Source organism: Streptomyces sp. NPDC053755 (assembly GCF_040677675.1).
Taxonomy (GTDB): Bacteria; Actinomycetota; Actinomycetes; order Streptomycetales; family Streptomycetaceae; genus Streptomyces.
The window spans coordinates 58,779-82,024 of record NZ_JBFASK010000031.1 but is presented as its reverse complement, the minus strand read 5'-3'; the positions used below and the strand labels follow the sequence as shown (position 1 = coordinate 82,024).

Below are 23,246 nucleotides of genomic sequence, written 5' to 3'. Positions count from 1 at the left end.
CGATCCCGACAACGCGGCGAGCGTGCGTGCCAGGCGTCGCGGGGCAGGCGGGACTGTCGAAACACGCCCTAGGGCCGCGCCTCACCCGCCTGGCCGTCGGAGCCCTGCTGGCAGGAACGCTGCTCGCCGGGACCACCCCCGCCACCGGCACGCCCGCGGCGGCTGCCCCGCCCCTCTCCGGGAGCCAGGCCCGGGCGCTGGCGGCGCCCCTCCCCGGCCGCCCTGGGGACTTCCGGCTGGTGGCGGGACCCTCCCTCGCCGTGCTCGTGGACCGGCTGGAGGCCGCACTCCCGAAGCAGGGACTGAGCGCGCTGATGGCGCGGGCCGACCGGGAGGCCGGCCGGGACGGCGCCTGCGGCACCACCGGCATCTACGGCCCCGACCTCACACCGCACCACCGCGTCTGCTGGGACGACACCGACGCCACCTCCTCCGAGTGGATCCCGCAGTCCATCACCGGCGTCTCCGACGCGCAGGAGGACGAGGACTGGGGCTCCTCCGACGCCGATCCCCTCGTCGTGGGCTCGTACGACGCGGAGAATCCGGGCCGCAGCGACTACGTCTGGGGCCGCGCCGACTGCCTGCGCGCCACCGCCTCCGCCGCCTGCGAGGAGAAGGGCGTCCGGGTCAGCCTCTTCCACCGGGCCACCGGGAAGTACCGGCACGTCCTGCTGGTCTGGCCGTACACGGACTCCCGCGGCCGCGTCTCCTTCGACGCCCTCCACGCGCGCGAGGGGATGTGCACCGGCACCGTGACGGAGAGCTGCAAGGCGCAGAACGGCACCCACGCCGGGGGCATGGTCTGGTACGGCAACCATCTGTTCGTCGCCGACACCGAGAACGGCCTGCGGGTCTTCGACCTCCGCACGATCCTGGACCTCGACCCGGACGGGGACGCCGCCGTCGACGACCCGACGCCGGACGGACTGGTCAGCAACGTCCGCGACCCGAGGCGCATCGGACGCCAGGGCGCCGTCTGGTACGGCTTCGGCCACCGGTACGTGATGCCCCAAGTGGCGACCTTGAACTTCACCGCGCCGCGGCCGCCCGGCGAGACCGACGCGTACCAGTGCTACGCCACCGCCCGGCCGAAGGCGTCGTACATCTCCCTCGACCGCACGGGCGCGGACCATCTGCTCCTCGGCGAGTACTGCAGCACCGACGGGGGCGACAGCCCCGGCCGCGTCGGCACGTATCCCATGGCGGCGGTGACCGCCGCGGTCGAGGGCGCGGCCGGTACGGTCGCGGACGCCGACTCCGCGTACGGGCTGCCGACGGGGCCGACGCTCGACGGCGAGGCGCTGTGGCAGAAGATCCAGGGCGTCACGCGGTACGAGGGGACGTGGTACTTCCACCGCGGCAACGGCACCGACCACGGCCGGCTGCTCCAGGCCACCACGGCGACCGTCGACGGTGCGAGCCGGCTCGTCGGCAACCCGAAGGCCCTGCGGTCCTCGATCGGGCCCGAGGACCTGTATCTGGCGCACGGGCGGGGCGACGGCCTTCCCGCGCGGCTGTGGTCGCTGAGCGAGCACGCGCCGAGCGTGTGCGCGGCCTGCGAGCGCGAGATGTACGGCTACGACATGAGCGCCGTCACCCGTGCCTTCGGCGGCCGGTGAGGGCCGGGACCGTCCTTCGCCTCGGTCCCCCGGATCGTGGCGATGAGACGCCACGCTCTTGTCTCGGGGCGGATCGCGCCGGACAGTACGGACATGGCGGTCGTCGTGCTGGTGGGGACCCTGGACACCAAAGGGCTGGAGTACGGCTGGCTGCGGGAGCGGTTGCTGGGGCGGGGGGTCGACGTCCTGGTGGTCGATGCCGGGGTGATCGGGACGCCGCGCGGCCATGCCGACATCACGCGCGCCGAGGTGGCCCGCGCGGCGGGGGTGGATCTGGAGCGATTACGGACGGAGGGTGACCGGGGCGCGGCCGTGACCGCGATGGCGCGGGGCGCCACCGAGGTCGTGCTGCGGTTGTACGCCGAGGGCCGCCTGCACGGCGTGCTGGCCCTCGGCGGCAGTGGCGGTACGTCCCTCGCGACGGCGGCGATGCGGGAGCTGCCGCTCGGGGTGCCGAAGGTGATGGTCTCCTCGATGGCCTCGGGCGACGTCTCGCCGTACGTCGGTTCCGCGGACATCACCCTGATGTACAGCGTCGTGGACATCGCCGGGGTGAACCGCGTGTCCGCCCCGATCCTGGCGAACGCCGTCGACGCGGCGGCCGCGATGGCGCGGGGCTTCGCCGCCGACGGTGTCCGGGCGCTTCGCCCGGCCGAGCTGGGGGTGCCCGGCGGCACCGCCGGGCGGAGCGGGCAGGAGCCCGAGGGGGCCGACGGGGACAGGCCGCTGATCGCGGCGAGCATGGCCGGGGTGACGACGCCCGGTGTCGACGCCGCCCGCGCACGGCTGACGGACCGCGGTTACGAAGTGCTGGTGTTCCACGCCAGCGGGACGGGCGGGCGCACCCTCGAATCGCTCGCCGACCAGCGGCTGTTCACCGGCGTCCTGGACCTGACCCTCTGTGAACTGGCCGACGATCTCTGCGGGGGCATCCTGACGGCGGGACCGGACCGGCTGCTCGCCGCCGGCCGCCGGGGTCTTCCGCAGGTGGTGAGCCCCGGCGCTCTCGACATGGTGAAGTTCGGCCCGCCGGACACCGTCCCCGCGCGCGTGCGGGACCGCGACGTGCGGGTGCACAACCCCTCGATCACCGTCGTCCGCACGACCCCGCGGGAGTGCGCCGAGCTGGGCAGGCGTGTCGCCGCGAAGCTGCGCGACGCGACGGGACCGACCACGGTGTGCCTCCCCCTGCGCGGGCTGTCCACGCTGGGCGCACCGGGCGAGCCGTACCACGATCCGGTCGCCGACGGGGCGCTCTTCGCCGCGCTGAAGGACGGCCTGCGGGGGAGCGACGTCGCCGTGGTCGAGATCGACGCCCACATCAACGAGCCGGCCTTCGGCCACGCGGTGGCGGACCTCCTGCACGGGCTGGTCACCCGTGCAGGATCACCCGCCTGACCCGGAAGGAGGCCCCTGAGCCGTCACCCCGGGAGGTCCGCCAGACGGCGGCGGTCCAGCGGAGAGGCGCGGCGGTCGAGACGCTCCTGGAGGAGGTGGCGGGCGGCGTCACTGTGGCCCGCCTCCATGAGGGCGTACAGCAGCGTCTCCTCGACGACCTCGCGCTGCGCGGCACTGCCGCCCACCCTGCGCAGCGACGGCAGCAGCTCCCGCAGCACGCGCACGGCGGTCGTCCACCGCTCCTCCAGGACGGCCTCCAGCGCCCGGCACAGCGGCTCCACGACCTCCCGCTGGACGGCGTCGGCCTGGGACGCGTGCCGGCGCAGCCGCCGGAGCGCGGGAAGGTCTCCGGCCGCGGTGAGCGCCACGGCGCTGTGCAGCGCCGTGAACGCCGTCGCAGGCCGCTCGACGAGATCGACGGCGACCGCGTCGAGCACGCCGTCGGCGGGCACGCGGCCCGTCCAGTTCCGTGACATCCGGGCCCGCCACAGGAGCGACCCGGAGTCGACGAGGGCGCGGACGCCGTTCACCCGGCACGGGGCGAGCTGGGCGAACCAGCGGCGGCGCACCGCGGCGGCGTCGTCCAGGGCGAGTTCGTGCAGGGCCACGTGCCAGGAGAAGTGCGCCCGGTGGACCGCGCCCCGGCCCTGGCCGCCGATCCAGTCGTCGAGCCAGTCACGGCCCGTCCGGTGATCACCGGACTCGTAGTGGACGTGGGCGAGGGCGTGCACCGCGTGCCCGGACGCGGGCTCCGCGGCCAGCGCCACGCGGGCGAGGGCGCCCGCCTCGTCGACGTACCCCTCCTCCTGGCGCAGGAAGGCGACGAGCGAGGTGTGGAACCAGTGACCGTCGTAGACGGGCGCGGTGCGGTCCACCAGCCGCCGCGCCAAGGTGCCGTCGAGGTCGCCGACGCCGGAGAAGGCGATCGTGGGGACCGCGACGCTGAGCGCGAGGGCGTCGCCGGGGAAGCGGTCGAGATGGTCGATCAGCGCCGTGTCGCCGTCCGAAGCCCGCCGGTCCCGGCCCGGGGCGGTCGGCTGAGGGCCGTGCCGCGTCTCGATCCGGCGGGTGACGACGTCGACGAAGGAGCGTTCCCGCTCGTCGCCCCGCTCCCGTACCCCGCGCTGGGCGTCGGCGAGCCTCCGGGCCACATCGACCTCCGCGCCGCACTCGTGCCCGAGCAGGGCGAGCGCGGCGTGGCCGAGTGCGAAGCCCGGATCCAGTTCGGTGGCGCGGGTGAACGCCTCGGCGGCCTTGGCCCGCACGGTGATCACCCGGGCGAGTCCGGTGCGGAAGGAGGCGGCGGCCGCCGCGTGGGTGGTGAGCGGGAGACCGAACTGGTCGGTCGGGCGGCGCCGGTTGGTCCGTGGGGTGCGGGTGAGCGGAGCGAGAAGGGCCTCGGCGACGTCCCGCGCCTGGGAGCGGATCTCCGGGATCGCCGTGGTCTCCCACAGCTCACCGCGGCGGGGAGCCCCGAGCGTGAACAGGGCACGCCGCGCCTCCCCTCCGGCGTCGAGGAGACGGCCCCCGTCGGTGGCGACCCCGATGCCCAGCGGTCCCGGCACCGCGAGCCCCGCGGCGAGCAGGCCGCCCCACAGCGGGTCGGCGGCCGCGTCGAGCCGGAGCCCGGGCCCGGTGCAGTCCACGACCCACCCGACGGTGAGCCGCCGGCCGTCCGCCAGCGCCACGGCGAGGCGGCCGTCCTCGCACGGCTCGGTGGCGAGGATCCGGCCGACGTGCACGCGCAGTCGGCGGGCGGCCCGGGCGCGGGCGACCGCCTCGGCGGTGACCGGCGCCATACGGTGCCGGTGGACGTTCCACCGGGTCGCGTCGCGGCCGAGGAACTCGGCCTTCTCGTCGGGGTTCAGGCCCTGCCAAAGTTCGGCGACGCGGGGGCGCAGCCCGTCGAGGGCGGGCCGCCAGTCGCCGTGGTCGCGGAAGGTCGTGGCCAGATGGCGGCGCACGGCGGTGCGGAGCCGGCGGAGGGGCAGTCCGGCCAGGGCCGGAGGCGGTGGGACGGGCGGCAGCGGGGAGACGGCGTGCGGCTGGGGCAGCAGGCCGGTGCGGGACAGGGCGTGGACGGTGCGCCCGGGGCGGTCGAGCACGAGTGCGAGGTCGATGGCGGTGAGCCCCGTGCCGACCAGCAGGACGTCGTGCTCCTCCCCCACGGCGTCGAGCGCGCCAGGCGCCCAGGGGTTCGCGAGGAACCGGTCGGAGGCGCGCAGCTCCGCCGGCGCCCAGGCCGACCCGCCGGACGCGGGTCCGGTGGCCAGGACCACGCTGTCGGCGGTGACCGTCGCTCCGTCGGAGAGCCGGAGCGCGAGGCGGCCGTCGGCCGTGTCGGCGCAGCTCGTCGCCCGTGTACGCAGGCGGCTTACGGCGACCGTGCCGTGCGCGGTGATGATCGCGCGGCCGAGGGTGTCGGCGAGGTAGGAGCCGAAGCGGTGGCGGGAGGCGAAGTCGCCGTGGTGGACGGTGGGTTCGCCGTGGCGGCAGAGCCAGCGCTGGAAGTGGCCGGGGTCGTCCGGATAACAGCTCATCCCGCCGACCGGCACGTTGAGCCGGTGCTCGGGCACCTCGGTGGCGTAGGCGGTGCCGCGGCCCGCCTCCGCCGCCGGATCGATCAGGACCAGGTCGAGCGGGATGCGGCGTCGCGCCGCCGTCTCGCACAGCTGGACGGCGACGAGCGCCCCGGCCGCGCCTGCTCCGACGACTGCCACGGTTGATCGCGGTACAGCGGACACCACGGATACCTCCGGCTCCAGGCGATTGATCAGACATTGGTAGGACTTGGTCCGAGCTGTTCGGACGGGGATCGGACTGGTCGTGCCGGGTCGGCGGGCCGTGCCGGGTCGGCGCTGGTCGGGGCGGGTCAGGCGGATCGCGTCGTACGGGGCGTGCGAGGCGGGTGGGACGGTCGGTGTGCGCCGCTCGCGGCCCGCGCGAAGTTCACTATGTCGATGAACAATGTGAAGTGACAAGCCCGCCGTGCGCGGGCGACCGTGCCGGATCGATTTCGCGCCAGGCATGAGACATTGAGTCGGTGAGGATCTCAGCGAGAACGGACTACGCGGTCCGGGCCATGGCGGAGCTGGCCTGCTCGACGGACCGCCCGTTGAAGGCGGAGGACATCGCGGGCCGTCAGGACATTCCCGTCCGCTTCCTCTTCGTCGTCCTCAGCGAGCTGCGCCAGGCGCGGCTGGTGCGGAGCGTGCGCGGGCCCGAGGGGGGCTACGTGCTGGCCAGGCCGCCCGCGGAGATCACACTCGCCGACGTGATCCGGGCGATGGACGGTCCGCTCGTCAGCGTGCGCGACCTGAAGCTGACGGGCCTGGAGTACCAGGGCGCCGCGGCGCCGATGCCGGACGTGTGGCGAGCCGTGCGCGCCAGCCTGCGCCATGTCCTCGAAGGGACGACGCTCGCCGACCTCGCGTCGGGCACGCTGCCCGAGCTGGTGCGGGAGCGGGCCCGCGAATACAACGACGACGTGCGCACGTATCCCTGAGTCCCTCATCCCGGCGGGCGCACGACGACCCACCGGTGATGAGGGGCCACCCCTCGACCTGCACCCGCAGCCGGGACCGAAGGCCGCACGACGACGTTGTGCGGCCTTCGGTCCTTTCCCCCGACGGGGCATATTCCGGCAACCGCCGGAACTCCCGGCTGGTCCGGGAACTCCGGGAGAAAAGCGACGTCCCGCGACGGTCGCTCAATCTGCACACCGAATGCGCAGGGGACACATCTTCTGCCGAAGCCCTCCCGGGGCGTCCGCCGACGCGCCCCTGCCACCGGCCCGGCTGATCCGGAATGTCGCATTCCGGCACGTCGGGGCGGCCGTCACCCCGCGCAGCAGTCGGTGATCTCGTGAAGAAGGTGCCACCGACTGATGGACGAAAATCCACGCCCCCGCAATTGCCGCCCCATTCACGCAGGTTGAAGGCGTTGTTCGATTGGCTGGCCGTCAGGCTGACGTGCTTTGATCCAGCACACCGCGGAAGTTTCCCCTCCGGATCGGCGCCACCGGTCCGGCAATGACCTCCACGGTTGTTCTCGATACGTCCCCATGTGAAGGGAAACTCACCTCATGAACTTCGTCCCCCAGGTCGAGACCCAGGAAATCTCCGACGCCGACCTGGACAACGTGTCCGGCGGTCTGCTCGGTGGCGTCGTCGCCAACTCCACCATCGCGCTCGACGGCCTCGCCCCGGCCATCGCCCCCCTCGCCGGCTCGGTCATCGGCACCGTCGAGGGTGCGACCGGCCTGAACACCGCGCCGATCACGGGCATCGCCACCTCGACGATCGCCGGCGTCTGATCCCAGGACGTCCGCATCGTCGTGTGCCCCGGATCCGCTCAGGATCCGGGGCACACACCGCGTGGCCACCACGCGAGCGGCCGACCCAAGCACCCGGCCACCCACGTGGCGCCCCACCAGCAGCGATCCGCAACACCACGCGATACCGAGCAGCCACACCGCAGTTGAGGGATGAGTGTCGTGCAGTTCCGCCAACAAGCCCTTTCCAAGCTGCAGTCGGCCGACGAGATCGACCTGCCGGTCCGCTTCGCCCGCCCGCAGGGCCGGCTCGTACTCTGCGTCACCGTCATCGTCATGATCGCCGCGAGCCTCTGGGCGGTGACCGGCACCGTCGCGACGACCCTCGACGCCCCCGGCATCCTGACCCACGGTCAGGGCAGCTACGTCCTGCAGAGTCCCGTCGCCGGACAGGTCACCGACGTACTCGCCGAGGAAGGGGCCCGGGTCGCCGCCGACGTCCCCCTGCTCCGGGTCCGCACCCCGCAGGGCACGAGCGTCGCCGTCCGCAGCCTCGCCGCCGGCCGGCTGACGGCCCTGGCCACCGGCATCGGCTCCGTGGTCACCGTCGGATCCGACGTGGCGGCGGTGGAACGCGTCGCCCGGCCGGACGACCCCCTGATGGCCGTGGTGTACGTACCGGCCGACAGCGGATCGGCCGTCCCCGTCGGAGCGGCGGTGGACCTGACCGTCCAGTCGGTGGCCCCCGGGCAGTACGGAGTGCTGCGCGGCCGCGTGACGTCCGTCGGCCGCACCGCGCAGTCGGCTCAGCAGATCGCGGCCTTCCTGGGCAGCGCCCGGCTGGGCGAACGACTCGCGGAGCACGGGCAGGGCCTGGCCGTACCGGTCCGCATCCGCCTCGTCGACGCCCCGGGCACCGCCTCCGGCCACGCCTGGTCGTCCGCCGAAGGCCCGCCGTTCCGGCTCTCCTCCATGACGCCGGCCGACGGCGCCGTACACCTGGCCGAACAGCACCCGATCGATTGGCTCCTGCCATGAGCACCGAGCAGCGGCTTCCCCCCGCGGGCCACCGCCGGAATCGTCCGGAAGGGGCGCCCGCCGGCCGGCGAGCCCAGCGCGGCACAGCCGGGCGGAAGGGCTCGGCGAAGGCCGGGGCGAAGAGACAGAAGGCCGTACGCACACCCACCGTCCTCCAGATGGAAGCCGTCGAGTGCGGCGCCGCCGCCCTGGCCATGGTGCTCGCCCACTACGGCCGGCACGTGCCACTGGAGGAGCTGCGGATCGCCTGCGGGGTGTCCCGTGACGGCTCGCGGGCCGGCAACGTCCTGAAGGCGGCACGCGGCTACGGCCTCCAGGCCAAGGGCATGCAGATGGAACCGGCCGCGCTGGCCGGGGTGCGGCCGCCCGCCATCCTCTTCTGGGAGTTCAACCACTACGTCGTGTACGACGGCATGGGACGGGGGCTGCGGCGGCGGCGCGGCGTGCACGTCAACGACCCCGGCAAGGGCCGCCGCTTCGTGCCGATGGAGGACTTCGACACCAGCTTCACCGGCGTCGCCCTGCTCTTCGAACCGACCGCCGCCTTCCGTCCCGGCGGACGCAAGCCGGGCATCCTGGGCGCCCTGCCCGCACGGCTGCGCGGCACCACCGGCACGCTCCTGGCCACCCTGCTCGCCAGTCTGCTGCTGGTCGCCGTCGGCGCCGCGCTGCCCGCGCTGAGCCGTACGTACATCGACCTCTTCCTGATCGGCGGACAAACGTCCCTGCTCGGACCGCTCTTCGCGTCGACGGCCTCGCTGGTGGCGCTCACCGCCGTCCTGACGGGACTTCAGCAGGCGAACCTGCTGCGCGGCCGCATCATCTCCTCCACGCTCGGCAGCGCCCGGTTCCTGCGGCACCTGATGAGACTGCCCGTCACCTTCTTCGCCCAGCGCAGCCCCGCCGACCTCGTCCAGCGCCTCCAGTCCAACGACGCCGTCGCCGAGACCCTCGCCAGGGATCTCGCCGCCGCGGGCGTGGACGGGGTGGTGGTGATCCTCTACGCCGTCCTGCTGTGGACGTACGACCCCCAGCTGACCCTCGTCGGGGTCCTGATCGCGCTCCTCAACGTGGTGGCGATGCGGATCGTGATCCGCCTGCGCGCCAACGACACCCAGAGGCTGCGCGCGGACAACGCCCGGCTGACGACGACGTCGTACACCGGTCTGCAGCTCATCGAGACGATGAAGGCCACCGGCGGGGAGAACGGCTTCTTCCGCCGTTGGGCGGGGCAGCACGCCACCACGCTGGAGGTGCAGCAGCGCCTCGGCGTGCCGAGCGCGGTCCTCGCCGTCGTCGCGCCCGCCCTCGCCACCCTGAACAGCGCCCTGATCCTCTGGATCGGCGGGCTGCGGGCGGTGGAGGGCCACATCTCGATCGGCCTTCTCGTCGCCTTCCAGGCCCTCGTCACCCGCTTCACGGCACCGGTCACCCGGCTGAACGGGGTGGCGGGCAGGATCCAGGACTTCGCCGCGGACGTGGCCCGGCTGAAGGACGTCGAGAACTTCCCCGTCGACGCGGTGTACCGGGGCCGCGAGACCGGCACGAGCACCCGCAGGCTCCGTGGCCACGTGGCGCTGGAGAACATCACGTTCGGGTACAGCCCGCTCGACAAACCGCTGCTCACCGGCTTCTCGCTCACCGTGGGCCCGGGACAGCAGATCGCGCTCGTCGGCGGCTCAGGCAGCGGCAAGTCCACCGTCTCGAGGCTCATCTCCGGCCTCTACAGCCCGTGGGAGGGGACCATCCGGATCGACGACCGGCCGCTGGAGGACATCCCCCGCGGCGCGCTGGCCGCCTCCGTCTCCTTCGTCGACCAGGACGTCTTCCTCTTCGAGGGCACGGTCCGCGACAACGTGGCGCTGTGGGACCCGTCGATACCGGACGAGGCGGTGGTGACCGCCCTCAGGGACGCGGCGCTGTACGAGGTGGTCGCGCGACGCCCCCAGGGGATCCACAGCCGGGTCGAACAGGACGGCCGCAACTTCTCCGGCGGACAGCGGCAGCGTCTGGAGATCGCCAGGGCGCTGGTGCGCCGGCCGAGCATTCTCGTCCTCGACGAGGTCACGAGCGCTCTGGACGCGGAGACGGAGCGCGTCATCATCGACAACCTGCGACGGCGCGGCTGCGCGTGCGTGGTGATCGCGCACCGGCTGAGCACGGTCCGCGACAGTGACGAGATCCTGGTGCTCGACCACGGCGCGATCGTCGAGCGCGGCCGGCACGAGGAGTTGGCCGCGGCCGGTGGGCCGTACGCCGAACTGGTCAGGGAGCGCTGACGTGGCATCGCCGTACCGGCAGCCCGCCGACGCGTCCGGACGCGCTCCGGGGAGTACGCCGTCGACCGGTGGACCCGGCGGGACGGACGTGGTCCTGCACGCCCTCGGCGGTCTCGGCGCGCCCGTCGACTGTGCGGGCCTGCGCACCCTCCCCCTCGAGGGCCCGCAGGTGTTGTGGCTGGTCGTGGCCGGATCCCTGGACCTCTTCGCGTACGACCCCGTCCAGCGGGGCCAGTGGCACTTCCTCGGCCGCCTGGAGGCGGGAAGCCTGCTCCTCGGACCGGTCGAGGGCCCGCAGCACACCCTGCTCGGCCGGCCGTCCCAGGGATGCCTGATGCGGCGGATCGGGCTGCGGGAGCTGTACCGGCCGGATTCGGACGGGACGTACGGCGAGTACGGCGGATACGGCGGATACGGCGGTCAGGGTGCGTACGCCGAACACGGCGGCGGGTACGGGACCGACGGGATCCACGGATACGACGACCGGTACGGGCAGTACCAGCAGTACGGGCAGTCCGTCCCGCATACGCCGCTGGAGCACGCCTTCGCCCTCGGGATCGGCCGCGGCCTGGCCGTGCTCTTCGAGGCGCCGTCGGACGGGCGTCCGGGCGCCGACGACTCCCTGGCCGACGACGACGTCCTGTGGATGTCGGTCGAGCCCGGCAGCGTCCGGTACGGGGCTTCGCTCGGCACGGAGACGGCGGGCGACCTGCTGATCGACGGCGCGATGTGGCAGGGCATGCTGAACCAGCAGCACCGCCTGCTGTCCGCCGTGGACCGCTGGATCGACGGCCTGGAGCGCGCTCACGAGGACAGGACGGCCGAGGGCATCAGGGCGGGCGCGGCCGAGCGGGCCCGTGCGGACCAGGCGTTGCTGGCCTCGATCGGCGGGCCGGACCGGGGCCGCCGCGGCGCCGCCAGGGCGGACGGCGTCGGCGGCACCGGCGCGGCGGACGACGCGGTGTTCGCGGTCTGCCGGCTCGTCGCCGCCGAAGCCGGGATCACCCTCGCCGAGCAGCCTCCGAGGGGCTCCACCGCGAATGAGCGGGTCACGCCGGTCGAGCGGATCGCGTCGGCAGCCCGGATCCGTACGCGCGCCGTCCGGCTCGACGGCGAGTGGTGGCGCACGGACAGCGGTCCCCTGGTGGGGCACCGCGCCGCGTCGGGAGCGCCCGTCGCGCTGGTGTGGCGTCGAGGACGTTACGAGGCGGTCAACGCGGTCACCGGGCGGCGGCAGCGCGTCGGCCGGGACAACGCCGAGGAGTTCGAGCCGCGGGCGGTGATGTTCTACCGTCCCCTGCCGGACCGGCCGATGACCCCCTGGCGGCTGCTCCGCTTCAGCGTGCGCGGCACCCGGAAGGACCTGCGGAACCTGCTGGCGGCCGGTCTGGTGACGGTCGGCCTGGGCGCCCTCGTGCCGATCGCCACCGGCCGGGTGCTCGGCGTCTACGTACCGAAGGCCGAGAGCGGTCTCATCGTCCAGGTCTCGGTCGCCCTCATGGTCACCAGCGTGGTCACCGCGGTGTTCACGCTGGTGCAGAACCTGACCCTCCTGCGTCTGGAGGGGCGGGTCGAGAGCGTCCTGCAACCCGCGGTGTGGGACCGGCTGCTGCGGCTGCCGACGTCGTTCTTCGCCGAGCGGTCCACCGGGGAGCTGGCGAGTGCGGCGATGGGCATCAGTGCGATCCGCCGGGTGATGACGGGCGTCGGTCCTGTGGTCGTCCAGGCCGGCACGGTCGGCGCGATGAACGTCGTCCTGCTGTTCTGCTACAGCGTGCCGCTGGCGCTGGTCGCGCTGGCGATGCTCGCCGTCGTGGGGGCGGTGTTCCTCGGGATGGGGCTGTGGCAGCTGCGATGGCAGCGCCGGCTCGTGGAGCTGGGCAACAAGCTCAACAACCAGGCGTACCAGACCCTGCGCGGTCTGCCCAAGCTGCGGGTCGCGGCGGCGGAGAGCTTCGCGTACGCCGCCTGGGCCCGCGAGTTCGCCCGCTCCAGGGAACTCCAGCAGCGGGCGGGCCGGGTCCGGAACCTGACCACCGTCCTCGACGCGGTCTGCCTGCCGCTCTGCTCGCTCATCATGTTCGTGCTGCTCGCCGGCCCGGCCCGCGGCACCATGTCGGCGGCCGCCTTCCTGACCTTCAGCACCGCCCTGACCATGCTCCTGACCTCGGTCACGCAGATCACCGGGGCGATGGTCTCGGCAGCCGCCGTGACGCCCCTCTTCGAGCAGGTCAAGCCCCTGCTGGACGCGGAGCCGGAGGTGCGCGGCGCAGGCGCTCAGCCCGGCACGCTGACCGGTGCCATCGAGGCGCGCCGCCTCTCCTTCCGCTACACCGACGACGGCCCGCTGGTGCTCGACGACGTGTCCCTGGAGGTGCGCCCGGGTGAGTTCGTGGCGGTCGTCGGGCCGAGCGGCTGCGGGAAGTCGACGCTCCTGCGCCTGCTCATCGGCTTCGACCGGCCGACCTCCGGCAGCGTGCTCTACGACGGCCAGGACCTGGCGGCCCTGGACCAGGCGGCCGTGCGCCGGCAGTGCGGGGTGGTCCTGCAGAACGCCCAGCCGCTGACCGGTTCGATCCTGGACTGCATCTGCGGGGCCGAGTCCTTCTCGCACGAGGAGGTGTGGGAGGCGGCCGCGATGGCGGGGCTCGCCGAGGACATCCGGCGGATGCCGATGGGCCTGCACACCCTGATCGCGGGGGGCGGAGCCATCTCGGGAGGTCAGCGCCAGCGCCTGATGATCGCTCAGGCCCTCGTGCGGCGGCCCCGCGTCCTCTTCTTCGACGAGGCCACCAGCGCGCTCGACAACGAGACCCAGCGCACCGTGATGGAGAGCACGCGCGGCCTGGAATCCAGCCGTCTCGTGATCGCCCACCGGCTGTCCACGGTCATGGGCGCCGACCGGGTGATCGTCATGTCGGAGGGCCGCGTCGTCGAACAGGGCCCGCCGGCCGCACTGCTGGCCGCTCCCGGCGGGTTCCTGCACGACCTCGTACGGCGGCAGATGGCGTGACGGGGGCGGCCGGGGCGCCGCTCTGCGTGGCGGAGCGAGTCCCCCCTTGGCGGGAGGAGCGGCTTGCGCCCTTCGGAGGAGCGCGTGCGGCAGTATCTCCACCGGAGCGTGAACCACCGGACGGGGTCCTGGACGGTGATCGTTTCCGCGTGATGGCCTGCGCCGCATGATCATTCGCATGAGGTTCACCGCGGCCGCCGCCGTCGCCGCGCTCGCGCCGGCCGCACCACTGGCCGCCGCCACGCCGTCCACGACCGCGCCCGCCGAGGGACCGGCCTCCGTCGTGGCCACGGCGTCGGCCCCCGCCCCGCTGCGCACCTCGCCCCGCGCCGTTCCCGGCCGGTACATCGTGACGCTCGACAAGCGGCTCGACGCGGGGACGTTCGCGGAGCGGCTGAAGCTGAAGCCGACGTTCCTCTACACCAAGGCGCTGAACGGGTTCGCGGTGCCGTTGACGCTGTCCCAGCTCAAGTCCGTCCGCAACGCCCTCGGGGTGTCGGCGGTGGAGGAGGACGCCGAGGTGTCGGTGGCCGCACCCGCGGGGGCTCTCGGTGGCCGCCGCGCACCGGCCGCCTCCTGGGGTCTGGACCGCATCGACCAGAAGGCGCTTCCCCTCGACGACGGCTTCACCGTCGCCGCGGACGGCACGGGGGTCAACGCGTACGTCATCGACACCGGGATCGACTACACGCACGCGGAGTTCGGCGGACGTGCCGCCCTGGGCTTCGACGCCATCGGCGACGGGCGCGCCGGCGCGGACTGTCAGGGGCACGGGACCCATGTGGCCGGGACGATCGGCGGCAAGACGTTCGGCGTGGCCCGCAACGCCAACCTGTTCAGCGTCCGCGTCCTCGGCTGCGACGGGACGGGCAGGTGGTCGGGCATCCTCGCGGGCATGGACTGGGTCGCGAAGAACGCCAGGCAGCCGGCCGTCGTGAACGCGTCGCTCGGAGGCCCGGAGTCCGACGCCGTGGACCACGCGGCCGCCTCGATGGCCGCGGCCGGCGTCCTCCCGGTGGTGGCCGCGGGCAACTCCGCCGTCGACGCCTGCGACATCTCCCCCGCCGGGGCGGAGGGCGTGGTGACGGTCGGCGCGACCAACCGGCGGGACGAGGAGACGAGCTTCTCCAACTGGGGCGAGTGCCTGTGGCTCTACGCTCCCGGCGAGGCGATCGTCTCGGCGAAGCTCGGTGGCGGCAGCGTCGCCGAGGACGGTACGTCGATGGCCTCCCCGCACGTGGCGGGAGTGGCCGCCCTCTACAAGCAGGCGCACCCGGAGGCGAGTGCCGAGGAGGTCGCCGTCTGGCTCGAGAAGCAGTCCACCAAGGACGTCCTGAAGAACCTCAGCCCGGCCAGCCCCGACAAGCTCCTCTTCACCGGCGGCTCCTGACCCGCCGTAGGACCGCCCTCGGACCGGCGTCGGCCCTTCCTCGGACCACCGTCGGGCGCGCACGGGGTGGCCCCGGGTGACCGTGTGCGAGGAGACATCGGGGCGCGTCGGCTGCCGGCGGTGCGCCCGTCCCCTACATCCCTCCCGCCACGCGCAGGACCGCGCCGGTCGCGTAGGAGGCGTCGTCCGAGAGGAGCCAGGCGACGGCGCCGGAGATCTCGTCCGGACGGCCCGCGCGGCCCATCGGGATCGCCGGCGCCACGTGCGCCGGACGCTGCGGATCCTCGTGGAAGTCGGTCCACACCGTGCCCGGCGCCACGCAGTTCACGCGGATCCCCTCCCCCGCCACCTCCTTGGCGAGGCCCACCGTCATCGCGTCGACGGCGGCCTTGGCCGCGGCGTAGTGCACGTACCGCCCCGGGCTGCCGAGCGTCGCCGCCGCGGAGGAGACGTTGACGATCGCCCCTCCGCCGTGCGCGGACATGTCCCGCACCGCGCGCCGGGCGCACAGCAGGTAGCCCAGGACGTTGACCTCCAGCGCGCGCCGCATCCCCTCGGCATCGGCGTCCGCCAGGCGGCCGTTGGGCCCGCTGACACCGGCGTTGTTCACGAGGCCGGTCACCGGCCCGAGCCGGGCCGCCGCGTCGAACAGGCCGTCGACATCGGCCTCGGCCGCCGTGTCCACCCGTACGGTCAGACACCGTCGGCCGGCGGCTTCGACGGCGTCCGCCACCGCTCGCGCCGCCGCCTCGTCGGAGCGGTAGCCGATCACGAGGTCGTGCCCCTCCTCGGCCAGCCGCCGGCAGACGGCCGCCCCGATCCCCCGGCTTCCGCCCGTCACCACCGTGAGCCTCTGCTGCGTCGACATGCCGCCCCTTCTCCGTCGCGCGGGCCCGTCCGTCGGTGCGGGCCGCCGTCGCGCTCCCTATGATCGGGGAGACGTACGGCAGCTACGACGGAGGTCGACCCATGGCGGACCAGCGCGTGTACCTCGTGACCGGCGGCGGCACGGGCATCGGCGCCGCGACCGCCCGGCTGTTGCGCGGGGCGGGGCACCCCGTGGTCGTCTCCGGGCGCCGGCCGGAACCCCTGCGGCTGGTCGCCCAGGAGACCGGGGCGCTGGCCGTCCCCTCCGACATCGGCGACCCCGACGCGGTTCGCGCTCTCGTCGAAGCGGCCGTCGCCGCCTACGGCCGTCTCGACGGGCTCGTCCTCAACGCCGGAATCGGCCGCGGCGGCGGCGTCGGCGAGGTGACCCCGGAGGACTGGGAGGCCGTGATGCGCACAAACGTCACCGGCCCCTTCCACCTCCTGCGCGCCGCTCTCCCGCACCTGCTCGACGCCCGTGGCGCGGTCGTGGCGGTCGCCTCCGTCTCCGCCCTGCGCAACGGCGTGGGCAACGCCGCTTACGCGACCTCCAAGGCGGCGCTGCTCCAGCTCTGCCGTTCGCTCGCGGTCGACTACGGGGCCGCGGGCCTGCGTGCCAACACGGTGTGCCCGAGCTGGGTGCGCACCGACATGGCGGATCGCCGTATGAGCCGGTTCGCGGATGAGGCGGGGCTGGGTTCGGGCGGCGTCGACGCGGCGTACGAGGAGGTCACGCGGGTCCTGCCCGCCGGGCGCCCCGGGGAGCCGCGTGAGGTGGCCGAGGCCGTCGCGTGGCTGCTGTCTCCCGCCTCCTCCTTCGTCAACGGTGCCGTGCTGACCGTCGACGGCGGCGTGACCGCCCTCGACCCGGGCACGCTCGCCTTCGACTACCGCATCGAGCCCCGGGCACCCCGCGCCTGACTCCGCCCGCCGGCCGGACGCTCCGTCCCTCCGCCGCAGGGAGGAGTGCCCCCGGCGCCCGGAGGATTGCGCCCGCCCGGTGCGGGCACCCGCACGCCGTGCGCCGCCCGCCCGACGGTGGCGGCCGGAGGGTGACGGCGCTTTTCGACCCGGAGGGACCGGGTAGACGCCCAGGCCGGAAGGGACGCGCCCCGCCGGGAACGGGGCGGAGCGGCACCGAGGAGAGGCGAGACTCATGACGGACGAGAGCATGGCGGACGACGTCTACCAGCCCACGGGCGGCAACGAGGAGCAGGAGGACGCCGCGCCGCTCGACCTCCAGGACGCGGTGGACGAGCGCGACTACGACGACGTCCTGGACGAGGGGTACTCGCCGCCGGAGAAGCCGCTCGGGGTGACCAAGGTGGGCACCACCGCGGCGGAGCAACGGGACGGCGAGACGCTCGACCAGCGCTTGGCGCAGGAGGTGCCGGAGGCGGGCGAGGACGGCGCGGACGGCATCGGGGACCTGCCCGGCGGCGAGGGCGAACCGCTCGACCCGGAGGCCGGCGGCGAGCGGGCGGGACGGCTCGTGGCTCCGGACGAGGGCGCGCACGAGGACACCGACAAGGAGCTCTTCGCCACCGACGTGGGCATCGACGCGGGTGCGGCCGGCTCCGAGGAGGCGGCCATGCACGTCGTACCCGAGGAGGAACTGGACGCCCCGGAGGGACGGGGCGCATGACCCGGCTGCCCCGGCCCGCTTCCCGGGTGCCACGGACGGCGCCCAAGGCGGCGGCCACCGCGGTGACGGGGAGTTCCCGATGGGCGTGACACAGCGCTACGCCGTGGCCGCCTCCGGGCAGTGGTGGGACGAGGACGCCAACCAGCGCCGGCCGGCCGGGGAGGTCCACGCCTGGGAACAGGGCAGGAACGCGACCGTCTGCGGTCTGTCCCTCAGCCGCTCGCAGCTCGGGCGGTTCCCCCACGTGGCGTGGCCGGAGACGTTTCCCGAATCGGGGGGCGCGGCGGACCGTGTGCGGCGGGTGTGCCCGCGCTGCAGCGCGGCGGTGGGCGGCCGAGCACGCGGCGGGCACCCCCAGTGGGATCGCATCGACCCCAGGCCCTGAGCCGCCGCCTCACCGGCGAACGGCCCGTGGCACCCCGGTCCGGCGCGGGCCCCCCGAGGCAGGCACGGCCTTCCCCGTCCCGGCGGCCTTCCCGGAAGCGGCTCCGGGCTTCCCCTCCCCCGGAACCGGGCTCGCCCGAGAGCCGGCCGGTCGTCCCGCCTTCCGCCGCGACCGCTTCCGGGTGGGCTTTCGGGCCGCCGGGCCTCACCCCGGCGTCACGATCCATCCCGCCGCCGCGCCGACGAGCGCCACGGCGGCCAGCGCGAGGGCGAGGGTGCGGCGACGGAGGTACGCGTAGCGGTCGCCGTACTCGGTACGGAGTTCGGCGATGCGTACGGCGACGGCACCGAGCATCTCCCTGCGCAGCGCGAGGTGCTCGTCGGCGAAGCGGCGGGCGATCTCGTCGCGTTCGAGGGGGCCGAGCCAGGACAGTCCGCGGGCGAAGTCCTCGCCCGCCCGCCTCGCCTCCTGGCGGGCGGCCTGGCTCATGAGATAGCCCTCGAGGCGGGCCATGCCGGCGGCCGTGTCGTCGCGGTCCATCGCGCGCTCGCCTCAGTGCGGCGCCTGGCCGTCACGGCCGGCGTCGGGCCCCTGGTGGGTCGCGGCGGAGGAGTCGTCGAACACGTCGCGCTTGTCGCTCTTGCCCTGGTCCAGCGCGGCCACCTCGGGGAACGAGAGGTCGAAGGCGGGGGACTCCGAGCGGATCCTCGGCAGCGTGACGAAGTTGTGCCGCGGCGGCGGGCAGGAGGTCGCCCATTCCAGGGAGCGGCCGAACCCCCACGGGTCGTCGACCGTGACCCGCGGCGCGTATCTGGCGGTCCGCCAGACGTTGTAGAAGAAGGGCAGACTGGACAGTCCGAGCAGGAAGGCCCCGATGCTGGACACCGTGTTGAGGGCGGTGAAGCCGTCGGCGTCCAGATAGTCGGCGTAGCGCCGGGGCATTCCCTCGGCTCCCAGCCAGTGCTGGACGAGGAACGTGGTGTGGAAGCCGATGAACAGCGTCCAGAAGTGGACCTTCCCGAGGCGTTCGTCGAGCATCTTCCCGGTCATCTTCGGCCACCAGAAGTAGAAGCCGGCGAACGTGGCGAAGACGACGGTGCCGAAGACGACGTAATGGAAGTGCGCCACGACGAAGTAGGAGTCGGTGACGTGGAAGTCCATGGGGGGCGAGGCCAGGATGATGCCGGTCAGGCCGCCGAACAGGAACGTCACCAGGAACCCGATCGACCACAGCATCGGTGTCTCGAAGGACAGCGATCCCTTCCACATGGTGCCGATCCAGTTGAAGAACTTCACGCCGGTGGGGACCGCGATCAGGAACGTCATGAACGAGAAGAACGGCAGCAGCACCGCGCCGGTCGCGAACATGTGGTGGGCCCACACCGTCGCCGAGAGACCCGCGATGGCGATCGTCGCGGCGACCAGGCCGATGTAGCCGAAGATCGGCTTGCGCGAGAACACCGGGAAGATCTCGGTGACGATCCCGAAGAACGGCAGGGCGATGATGTAGACCTCGGGATGCCCGAAGAACCAGAAGAGGTGCTGCCACAGCAGCGCGCCGCCGTTGGCCGCGTCGAAGACCTGCGAACCGAACCGCCGGTCCGCCTCCAGCACCAGCAGCGCCGCGGCCAGGACCGGGAAGGCCAGCAGCACCAGGACGGACGTCAGCAGGATGTTCCACGTGAAGATGGGCATCCGGAACATCGTCATGCCCGGGGCCCGCATGCAGATGATCGTCGTGATGAAGTTGACGGCGCCCAGGATCGTCCCGAACCCGGCGAACGCCAGCCCCATGATCCAGAGGTCGCCGCCCACGTACGGCGTGTGTTCGGCGTTGTTGAGAGGTGCGTAGGCGGTCCATCCGAAGTCGGCCATGCCCTGCGGCGTGAGGATGGCGCCGAAGGCGATGAGGCCGCCGAAGAGGAAGAGCCAGTAGGAGAACATGTTCAGGCGGGGGAACGCCACATCGGGAGAGCCGATCTGGAGTGGCATGATCGCGTTGGCGAATCCCGCGAAGGTCGGTGTCGCGAACAGCAGCAGCATCACCGTGCCGTGCATCGTGAACGCCTGGTTGTACTGCTCCGGGGACATGATCTGGATTCCGGGCCGCGCCAGCTCGGCCCGGATGAGCAACGCCATCACTCCGCCGGCCAGGAAGAACACGAACGACGTGATCAGATAGAGGTGTCCGATCATCTTGTGATCGGTCGTGGTCACCCAGGAGATGACGGCCGCACCGCGGCTTCGGCGACGCACGGGCAGGGGGGTTACCGGCTCGGTCGACGTCGCCATGGAGACCTCTCGCAGAAACGGGCACCGGATGCGCGCGGGGGTGACTCACCACTTCTACGACAAACGCCCCTGCCGCGCCCGCGCGGCACATGCGCGTACGGGTGAATCCCCATATGGGGTGACGTTTCGACACGGCTGAGGTCCCCCCGCTCGGCCGGACGGGGCACGGCCCGGAGCGCGCGGCGGGGCGGGTCCGGGAACGCGCGGCGTGGCGGGGCCGGGGGCGGGTACGCGTCGCCCGGCACGCGAGACGGCGTGCCGGTCGGGAATCGAGAAGCGCCGGTCACCGACCCGCGTCTAACGTGACGGCCATGGACCTCACCATTCACACGACCGTCCTCCCGCACGACGACCCGGACGCCTCCCTGGCCTTCTACCGCGACGCCCTCGGCTTCGAAGTCCGCAGCGACGTCGGCCAGGGCAGGATGCGCTGGATCACGGTCGGCCCCGCCGGCCGGCCCGAGACGTCCATCCTCCTGGCGCCCCCTGCCGCGGACCCCGGGATCACCGAGGCCGAGCGCCGCACGATCGTCGAGATGATGGCGAAGGGGACCTACGGATGGATCCTGCTGGCCACCCCCGACCTCGACGGCACCTTCGAGAAGGTGCAGGCCCGTGACGCCGAGGTCGTCCAGGAGCCGACCGAGCAGCCGTACGGCATCCGTGACTGCGCCTTCCGCGACCCGGCGGGCAACCTGATCCGCATCCAGGAGCTGCGCTGAGCCGTCGGGTGTGACCGGCCCCGCCGGCCGCCGGGCGGGCCGACCCACCCGTGAGGCGCCCGGCGCGCCTGGACCCGCGCACGGACGATAGGAGATCACCCTCATGTGTCATCCCGCTTGGGCGCGCGCGCTCGTCGCCGCGCACCATCTGAGCGGCCTCGCGCGACTGCGCCGCGTACGCGACCGGATCGACCGGGAGTACGCGCGGCCGCTGGACGTGGAGGCTCTCGGCCGCGACATAGGCATGCCGGCCGGACAGCTCGCCCGGCAGTTCCGGCTGGCCTACGGCGACTCCCCGTACGGGTATCTGACGAAGCGTCGTATCGAGCGCGCGGCCGCTCTGCTGCGGGGTGGCGGCCTCACCGTCCCCGAGGTCCGCTCCGCCGTCGGCTGCCCGTCGCCGGGCATCTTCCGCGCCCGCTTCACCGAGCTGGTCGGCGTGCCGCCGAGCGCCGGCCCGGGCCCCGCGACGAGCGCGACGAGCGCGTCGGGCGCCTCCGCGCCGGCCGGGCCGGGCGAGGCGCCGCCACGGGTGCCGAGACCGGTCAGGAATCGAGAAGCCCCGGCGACCGCGCCGAGACTAGCGTGACGGACATGAACTCCCTCGCATCCGTCACCCTCGAGGTGGCCGACCCCACGGCCGCCGACCGCTTCTACACCGCCGCCTTCGGCCTGGACACGTGGCTGCGGCTGCGCGCCTGTGAAACCCCGACGACCGGATTCCGCGGCTTCGCCCTCGCGCTCACGGTGTCCCAGCCGGGCACCGTCAGGAACCTGGTCGACGCCGCGCTCGACGCCGGGGCCACGTCGCTGAAGCCCGCCGCGAAGTCGTTCTGGGGCTTCGGCGGTGTCGTACGGGCCCCCGACGGGACCATCTGGAAGATCGCCACGTCGGCGAGGAAGGACACGGGCCCGGCCACGCGGCGGATCGACGACGTCGTGCTCCTGCTGGGAGCCGCGGACGTGATCGCCACCAAGCAGTTCTACGTCGGGCGCGGCCTCGGCGTCGCCAGGAGCTTCGGCCGCAAGTACGTCGAGTTCGAGGCGGGGCCCGGCCCCGTGAAGCTCGCGCTGTACGGCCGCCGCGCCCTGGCCAAGGACGTCGGCGTCCCCGCCGACGGCACCGGCTCGCACCGGCTCGTGCTCGGCGCCGGCGGGGACGTCCCCGGGCCCTTCGGCGACCCCGACGGGTTCCTCTGGGAGGCCGCCTCGCTGACCCCCACGCCCTGACCGAGCCCGGGCGCCCCCACCGCGGCGGGGCCCCGGGGATCACACCGCATCGAGCGGCGAAGCCGCCTGAGGAACGACGTGACCGGAGGAAGACGATGACGAGCGCGCCACCACGAGGGATCGACGAGCGGCTGCGGGACACCCGTGCGCGCCTGGAGGACGACATCGACGTCTGGGTCGCGACCGCGGGCCACGCCGGCCCGACCGGTTCGGCGGGAGCCCATCTCGTCCCGCTGTCCTTCCTCTGGGACGGGACCGCGTTCCTCGTCTCGACCCCCCGCTCCTCCGTCACCGGCCGCAATCTCCTGGCGGACGGCCGGGTGCGGCTCGCCCTCGGCCCGACGCGCGATGTCGTCGTCGTGGACGGCACGGCCGAACCGGTGGACCTCGCCGACCTCGCCCCGGGCACGGGTGACGCCTTCGAGGCCAAGACCGGCTTCGACCCGCGCGAACTGGACGAGCCCTACCAGTACTTCCTGATCCGGCCGCGCCGGGTCCAAGCCTGGCGCGAGGCGAACGAGCTGCGGGGGCGCCACCTCATGCGCGACGGCCGCTGGCTCGGCTGAGGCCCTTCCGCCCCGACCCTGCGGAGGCGGCCGCGCCGGGGCCGCCGGCCCGAACGGCCGGACCGGGAGCCCTCGCCGCCCGCGACACACCCTGCGATATAACCGGACCATGATCTACCACGTGGTCACCGCCGGCGACTGGACGGCGTCCCCGGACGAGCCCTACGCCCCCGCCTCCCTCGCCGAGGAGGGCTTCGTCCACTGTTCACCCGACGAGTCGACCACCCTCGCCGTCGTCAACGCCTTCTACCGGACCGCCGCGCGGCCCCTCCTCGTGCTCGTCCTCGACGAGAGCCGCCTGATCGCCAGGACGGAGTGGGAGGAAGCGATTCCGGCCCCACCGCCGGGCGTCGCCGAAGGCACACGTTTCCCCCACGTGTTCGGGCCCCTCGACCGCCGGGCCGTCGTCGGCGTCCTGCGCGTCACCTGGGACGACGACGGCCGGGCCACCGGCACGGAGCAGTCCGGCTGACCGTCCCCGCACGTCCGGTCCTGCCGTGTACCTCCGAAAGCGGGGCCGAGCGTTGAT

General features: G+C 73.5%; 20 protein-coding genes. 16 read left to right on the top strand and 4 right to left on the bottom strand.

Annotation, left to right across the window (positions count from 1 at the left end; all coding sequences use genetic code 11):
* A partial coding sequence (locus AB0K65_RS25685) for a hypothetical protein (RefSeq protein ID WP_365720391.1) occupies window positions 1–1,619 on the top strand: 1,619 nt, incomplete at its 5' end.
* Window positions 1,620–1,712: 93 nt separating this feature from the next.
* The gene (locus AB0K65_RS25680) at window positions 1,713–3,017 is read left to right on the top strand and encodes a Tm-1-like ATP-binding domain-containing protein (RefSeq protein ID WP_365720389.1); all 1,305 of its coding nucleotides are present in this window, start codon (window positions 1,713–1,715) and stop codon (window positions 3,015–3,017) included.
* A gap of 23 nt (window positions 3,018–3,040) precedes the next feature.
* On the opposite strand, the gene AB0K65_RS25675 is transcribed toward AB0K65_RS25680, so the two are convergent.
* Window positions 3,041–5,737, bottom strand: coding sequence for an FAD/NAD(P)-binding protein (locus tag AB0K65_RS25675; protein WP_365720387.1), 2,697 nt, complete (start codon window positions 5,735–5,737; stop codon window positions 3,041–3,043).
* A gap of 323 nt (window positions 5,738–6,060) precedes the next feature.
* Here AB0K65_RS25675 and AB0K65_RS25670 point away from each other — a divergent pair, with 323 nt between their 5' ends.
* The 6 genes from AB0K65_RS25670 to AB0K65_RS25645 all read left to right on the top strand — a co-directional run bounded on the left by AB0K65_RS25670 (window position 6,061) and on the right by AB0K65_RS25645 (window position 15,010).
* The gene (locus AB0K65_RS25670; protein WP_365720385.1) at window positions 6,061–6,522 is read left to right on the top strand and encodes an Rrf2 family transcriptional regulator; all 462 of its coding nucleotides are present in this window, start codon (window positions 6,061–6,063) and stop codon (window positions 6,520–6,522) included.
* A gap of 579 nt (window positions 6,523–7,101) precedes the next feature.
* Entirely contained in the window at window positions 7,102–7,332 is a 231-nt protein-coding gene (locus tag AB0K65_RS25665; protein WP_365720383.1) for a type A2 lantipeptide, read from the top strand.
* 180 nt (window positions 7,333–7,512) lie between these two features.
* On the top strand, window positions 7,513–8,328 hold the full coding sequence (locus AB0K65_RS25660; protein WP_365720397.1) for an HlyD family efflux transporter periplasmic adaptor subunit: 816 nt from the start codon (window positions 7,513–7,515) through the stop codon (window positions 8,326–8,328).
* Window positions 8,325–10,607 carry an NHLP family bacteriocin export ABC transporter peptidase/permease/ATPase subunit gene (locus AB0K65_RS25655; protein WP_365720381.1) on the top strand — a complete coding sequence of 761 codons (2,283 nt, stop codon included), beginning with the start codon at window positions 8,325–8,327 and terminating at the stop codon, window positions 10,605–10,607. The genes AB0K65_RS25660 and AB0K65_RS25655 overlap by 4 nt, the downstream gene beginning before the upstream one ends.
* Before the next feature lie 88 nt (window positions 10,608–10,695).
* Window positions 10,696–13,620, top strand: a complete 2,925-nt coding sequence (locus AB0K65_RS25650) for an NHLP bacteriocin export ABC transporter permease/ATPase subunit (protein WP_365720395.1) — start codon at window positions 10,696–10,698, stop codon at window positions 13,618–13,620.
* 178 nt (window positions 13,621–13,798) lie between these two features.
* A complete protein-coding gene (locus AB0K65_RS25645) occupies window positions 13,799–15,010 on the top strand; it encodes a S8 family serine peptidase (protein WP_365720379.1) in 1,212 nt (403 codons plus the stop codon).
* A 133-nt stretch (window positions 15,011–15,143) separates the two neighbouring features.
* Here the strand turns inward: AB0K65_RS25645 and AB0K65_RS25640 are convergent, their stop codons facing one another.
* Window positions 15,144–15,878, bottom strand: coding sequence for an SDR family oxidoreductase (locus AB0K65_RS25640; protein ID WP_365720377.1), 735 nt, complete (start codon window positions 15,876–15,878; stop codon window positions 15,144–15,146).
* A 101-nt stretch (window positions 15,879–15,979) separates the two neighbouring features.
* On the opposite strand from AB0K65_RS25640, the gene AB0K65_RS25635 reads away from it, so the two are divergent.
* The 3 genes from AB0K65_RS25635 (at window position 15,980) to AB0K65_RS25625 (ending at window position 17,907) form a co-directional block, all read left to right on the top strand.
* Window positions 15,980–16,798, top strand: a complete 819-nt coding sequence (locus AB0K65_RS25635) for an SDR family oxidoreductase (RefSeq protein ID WP_365720375.1) — start codon at window positions 15,980–15,982, stop codon at window positions 16,796–16,798.
* Window positions 16,799–17,033: 235 nt separating this feature from the next.
* Window positions 17,034–17,522 (top strand): DUF5709 domain-containing protein, encoded by a 489-nt coding sequence (locus AB0K65_RS25630; protein WP_365720373.1) that lies wholly within the window; start codon window positions 17,034–17,036, stop codon window positions 17,520–17,522.
* 79 nt (window positions 17,523–17,601) lie between these two features.
* On the top strand, window positions 17,602–17,907 hold the full coding sequence (locus AB0K65_RS25625; protein ID WP_365720371.1) for a hypothetical protein: 306 nt from the start codon (window positions 17,602–17,604) through the stop codon (window positions 17,905–17,907).
* Between the two features lie 204 nt (window positions 17,908–18,111).
* Here AB0K65_RS25625 and AB0K65_RS25620 read toward each other — a convergent pair whose 3' ends face one another.
* Entirely contained in the window at window positions 18,112–18,447 is a 336-nt protein-coding gene (locus AB0K65_RS25620) for a hypothetical protein (protein WP_365720369.1), read from the bottom strand.
* Between the two features lie 12 nt (window positions 18,448–18,459).
* Window positions 18,460–20,199: a cytochrome c oxidase subunit I gene (ctaD, locus tag AB0K65_RS25615; RefSeq protein WP_365720367.1), complete on the bottom strand. Its 1,740-nt coding sequence runs from the start codon at window positions 20,197–20,199 to the stop codon at window positions 18,460–18,462.
* Between the two features lie 311 nt (window positions 20,200–20,510).
* Here ctaD and AB0K65_RS25610 point away from each other — a divergent pair, with 311 nt between their 5' ends.
* The 5 genes from AB0K65_RS25610 to AB0K65_RS25590 all read left to right on the top strand — a co-directional run bounded on the left by AB0K65_RS25610 (window position 20,511) and on the right by AB0K65_RS25590 (window position 23,189).
* Window positions 20,511–20,921 carry a VOC family protein gene (locus tag AB0K65_RS25610; RefSeq protein WP_365720365.1) on the top strand — a complete coding sequence of 137 codons (411 nt, stop codon included), beginning with the start codon at window positions 20,511–20,513 and terminating at the stop codon, window positions 20,919–20,921.
* 103 nt (window positions 20,922–21,024) lie between these two features.
* Complete coding sequence (locus AB0K65_RS25605; protein WP_365720363.1) at window positions 21,025–21,510, top strand: AraC family transcriptional regulator; 486 nt, start codon at window positions 21,025–21,027, stop codon at window positions 21,508–21,510.
* 5 nt (window positions 21,511–21,515) lie between these two features.
* On the top strand, window positions 21,516–22,151 hold the full coding sequence (locus AB0K65_RS25600; protein WP_365720361.1) for a glyoxalase: 636 nt from the start codon (window positions 21,516–21,518) through the stop codon (window positions 22,149–22,151).
* Window positions 22,152–22,246: 95 nt separating this feature from the next.
* Window positions 22,247–22,717, top strand: coding sequence for a pyridoxamine 5'-phosphate oxidase family protein (locus AB0K65_RS25595; RefSeq protein WP_365720359.1), 471 nt, complete (start codon window positions 22,247–22,249; stop codon window positions 22,715–22,717).
* Between the two features lie 109 nt (window positions 22,718–22,826).
* Window positions 22,827–23,189 carry a DUF952 domain-containing protein gene (locus tag AB0K65_RS25590; RefSeq protein WP_365720357.1) on the top strand — a complete coding sequence of 121 codons (363 nt, stop codon included), beginning with the start codon at window positions 22,827–22,829 and terminating at the stop codon, window positions 23,187–23,189.
* The last annotated feature ends 57 nt before the right edge of the window (window positions 23,190–23,246 follow it).

Coding starts and splice junctions, on each gene's coding strand:
- AB0K65_RS25680 (WP_365720389.1), top strand. CDS start 1,713: ATGGCGGTCGTCGTGCTGGTGGGGACCCTGGACACCAAAGGGCTGGAG.
- AB0K65_RS25665 (WP_365720383.1), top strand. CDS start 7,102: ATGAACTTCGTCCCCCAGGTCGAGACCCAGGAAATCTCCGACGCCGAC.
- AB0K65_RS25655 (WP_365720381.1), top strand. CDS start 8,325: ATGAGCACCGAGCAGCGGCTTCCCCCCGCGGGCCACCGCCGGAATCGT.
- AB0K65_RS25645 (WP_365720379.1), top strand. CDS start 13,799: ATGAGGTTCACCGCGGCCGCCGCCGTCGCCGCGCTCGCGCCGGCCGCA.
- AB0K65_RS25640 (WP_365720377.1), bottom strand. CDS start 15,878: ATGTCGACGCAGCAGAGGCTCACGGTGGTGACGGGCGGAAGCCGGGGG.
- AB0K65_RS25635 (WP_365720375.1), top strand. CDS start 15,980: ATGGCGGACCAGCGCGTGTACCTCGTGACCGGCGGCGGCACGGGCATC.
- AB0K65_RS25630 (WP_365720373.1), top strand. CDS start 17,034: ATGACGGACGAGAGCATGGCGGACGACGTCTACCAGCCCACGGGCGGC.
- AB0K65_RS25625 (WP_365720371.1), top strand. CDS start 17,602: ATGGGCGTGACACAGCGCTACGCCGTGGCCGCCTCCGGGCAGTGGTGG.
- AB0K65_RS25620 (WP_365720369.1), bottom strand. CDS start 18,447: ATGGACCGCGACGACACGGCCGCCGGCATGGCCCGCCTCGAGGGCTAT.
- ctaD (WP_365720367.1), bottom strand. CDS start 20,199: ATGGCGACGTCGACCGAGCCGGTAACCCCCCTGCCCGTGCGTCGCCGA.
- AB0K65_RS25610 (WP_365720365.1), top strand. CDS start 20,511: ATGGACCTCACCATTCACACGACCGTCCTCCCGCACGACGACCCGGAC.
- AB0K65_RS25605 (WP_365720363.1), top strand. CDS start 21,025: ATGTGTCATCCCGCTTGGGCGCGCGCGCTCGTCGCCGCGCACCATCTG.
- AB0K65_RS25600 (WP_365720361.1), top strand. CDS start 21,516: ATGAACTCCCTCGCATCCGTCACCCTCGAGGTGGCCGACCCCACGGCC.
- AB0K65_RS25595 (WP_365720359.1), top strand. CDS start 22,247: ATGACGAGCGCGCCACCACGAGGGATCGACGAGCGGCTGCGGGACACC.
- AB0K65_RS25590 (WP_365720357.1), top strand. CDS start 22,827: ATGATCTACCACGTGGTCACCGCCGGCGACTGGACGGCGTCCCCGGAC.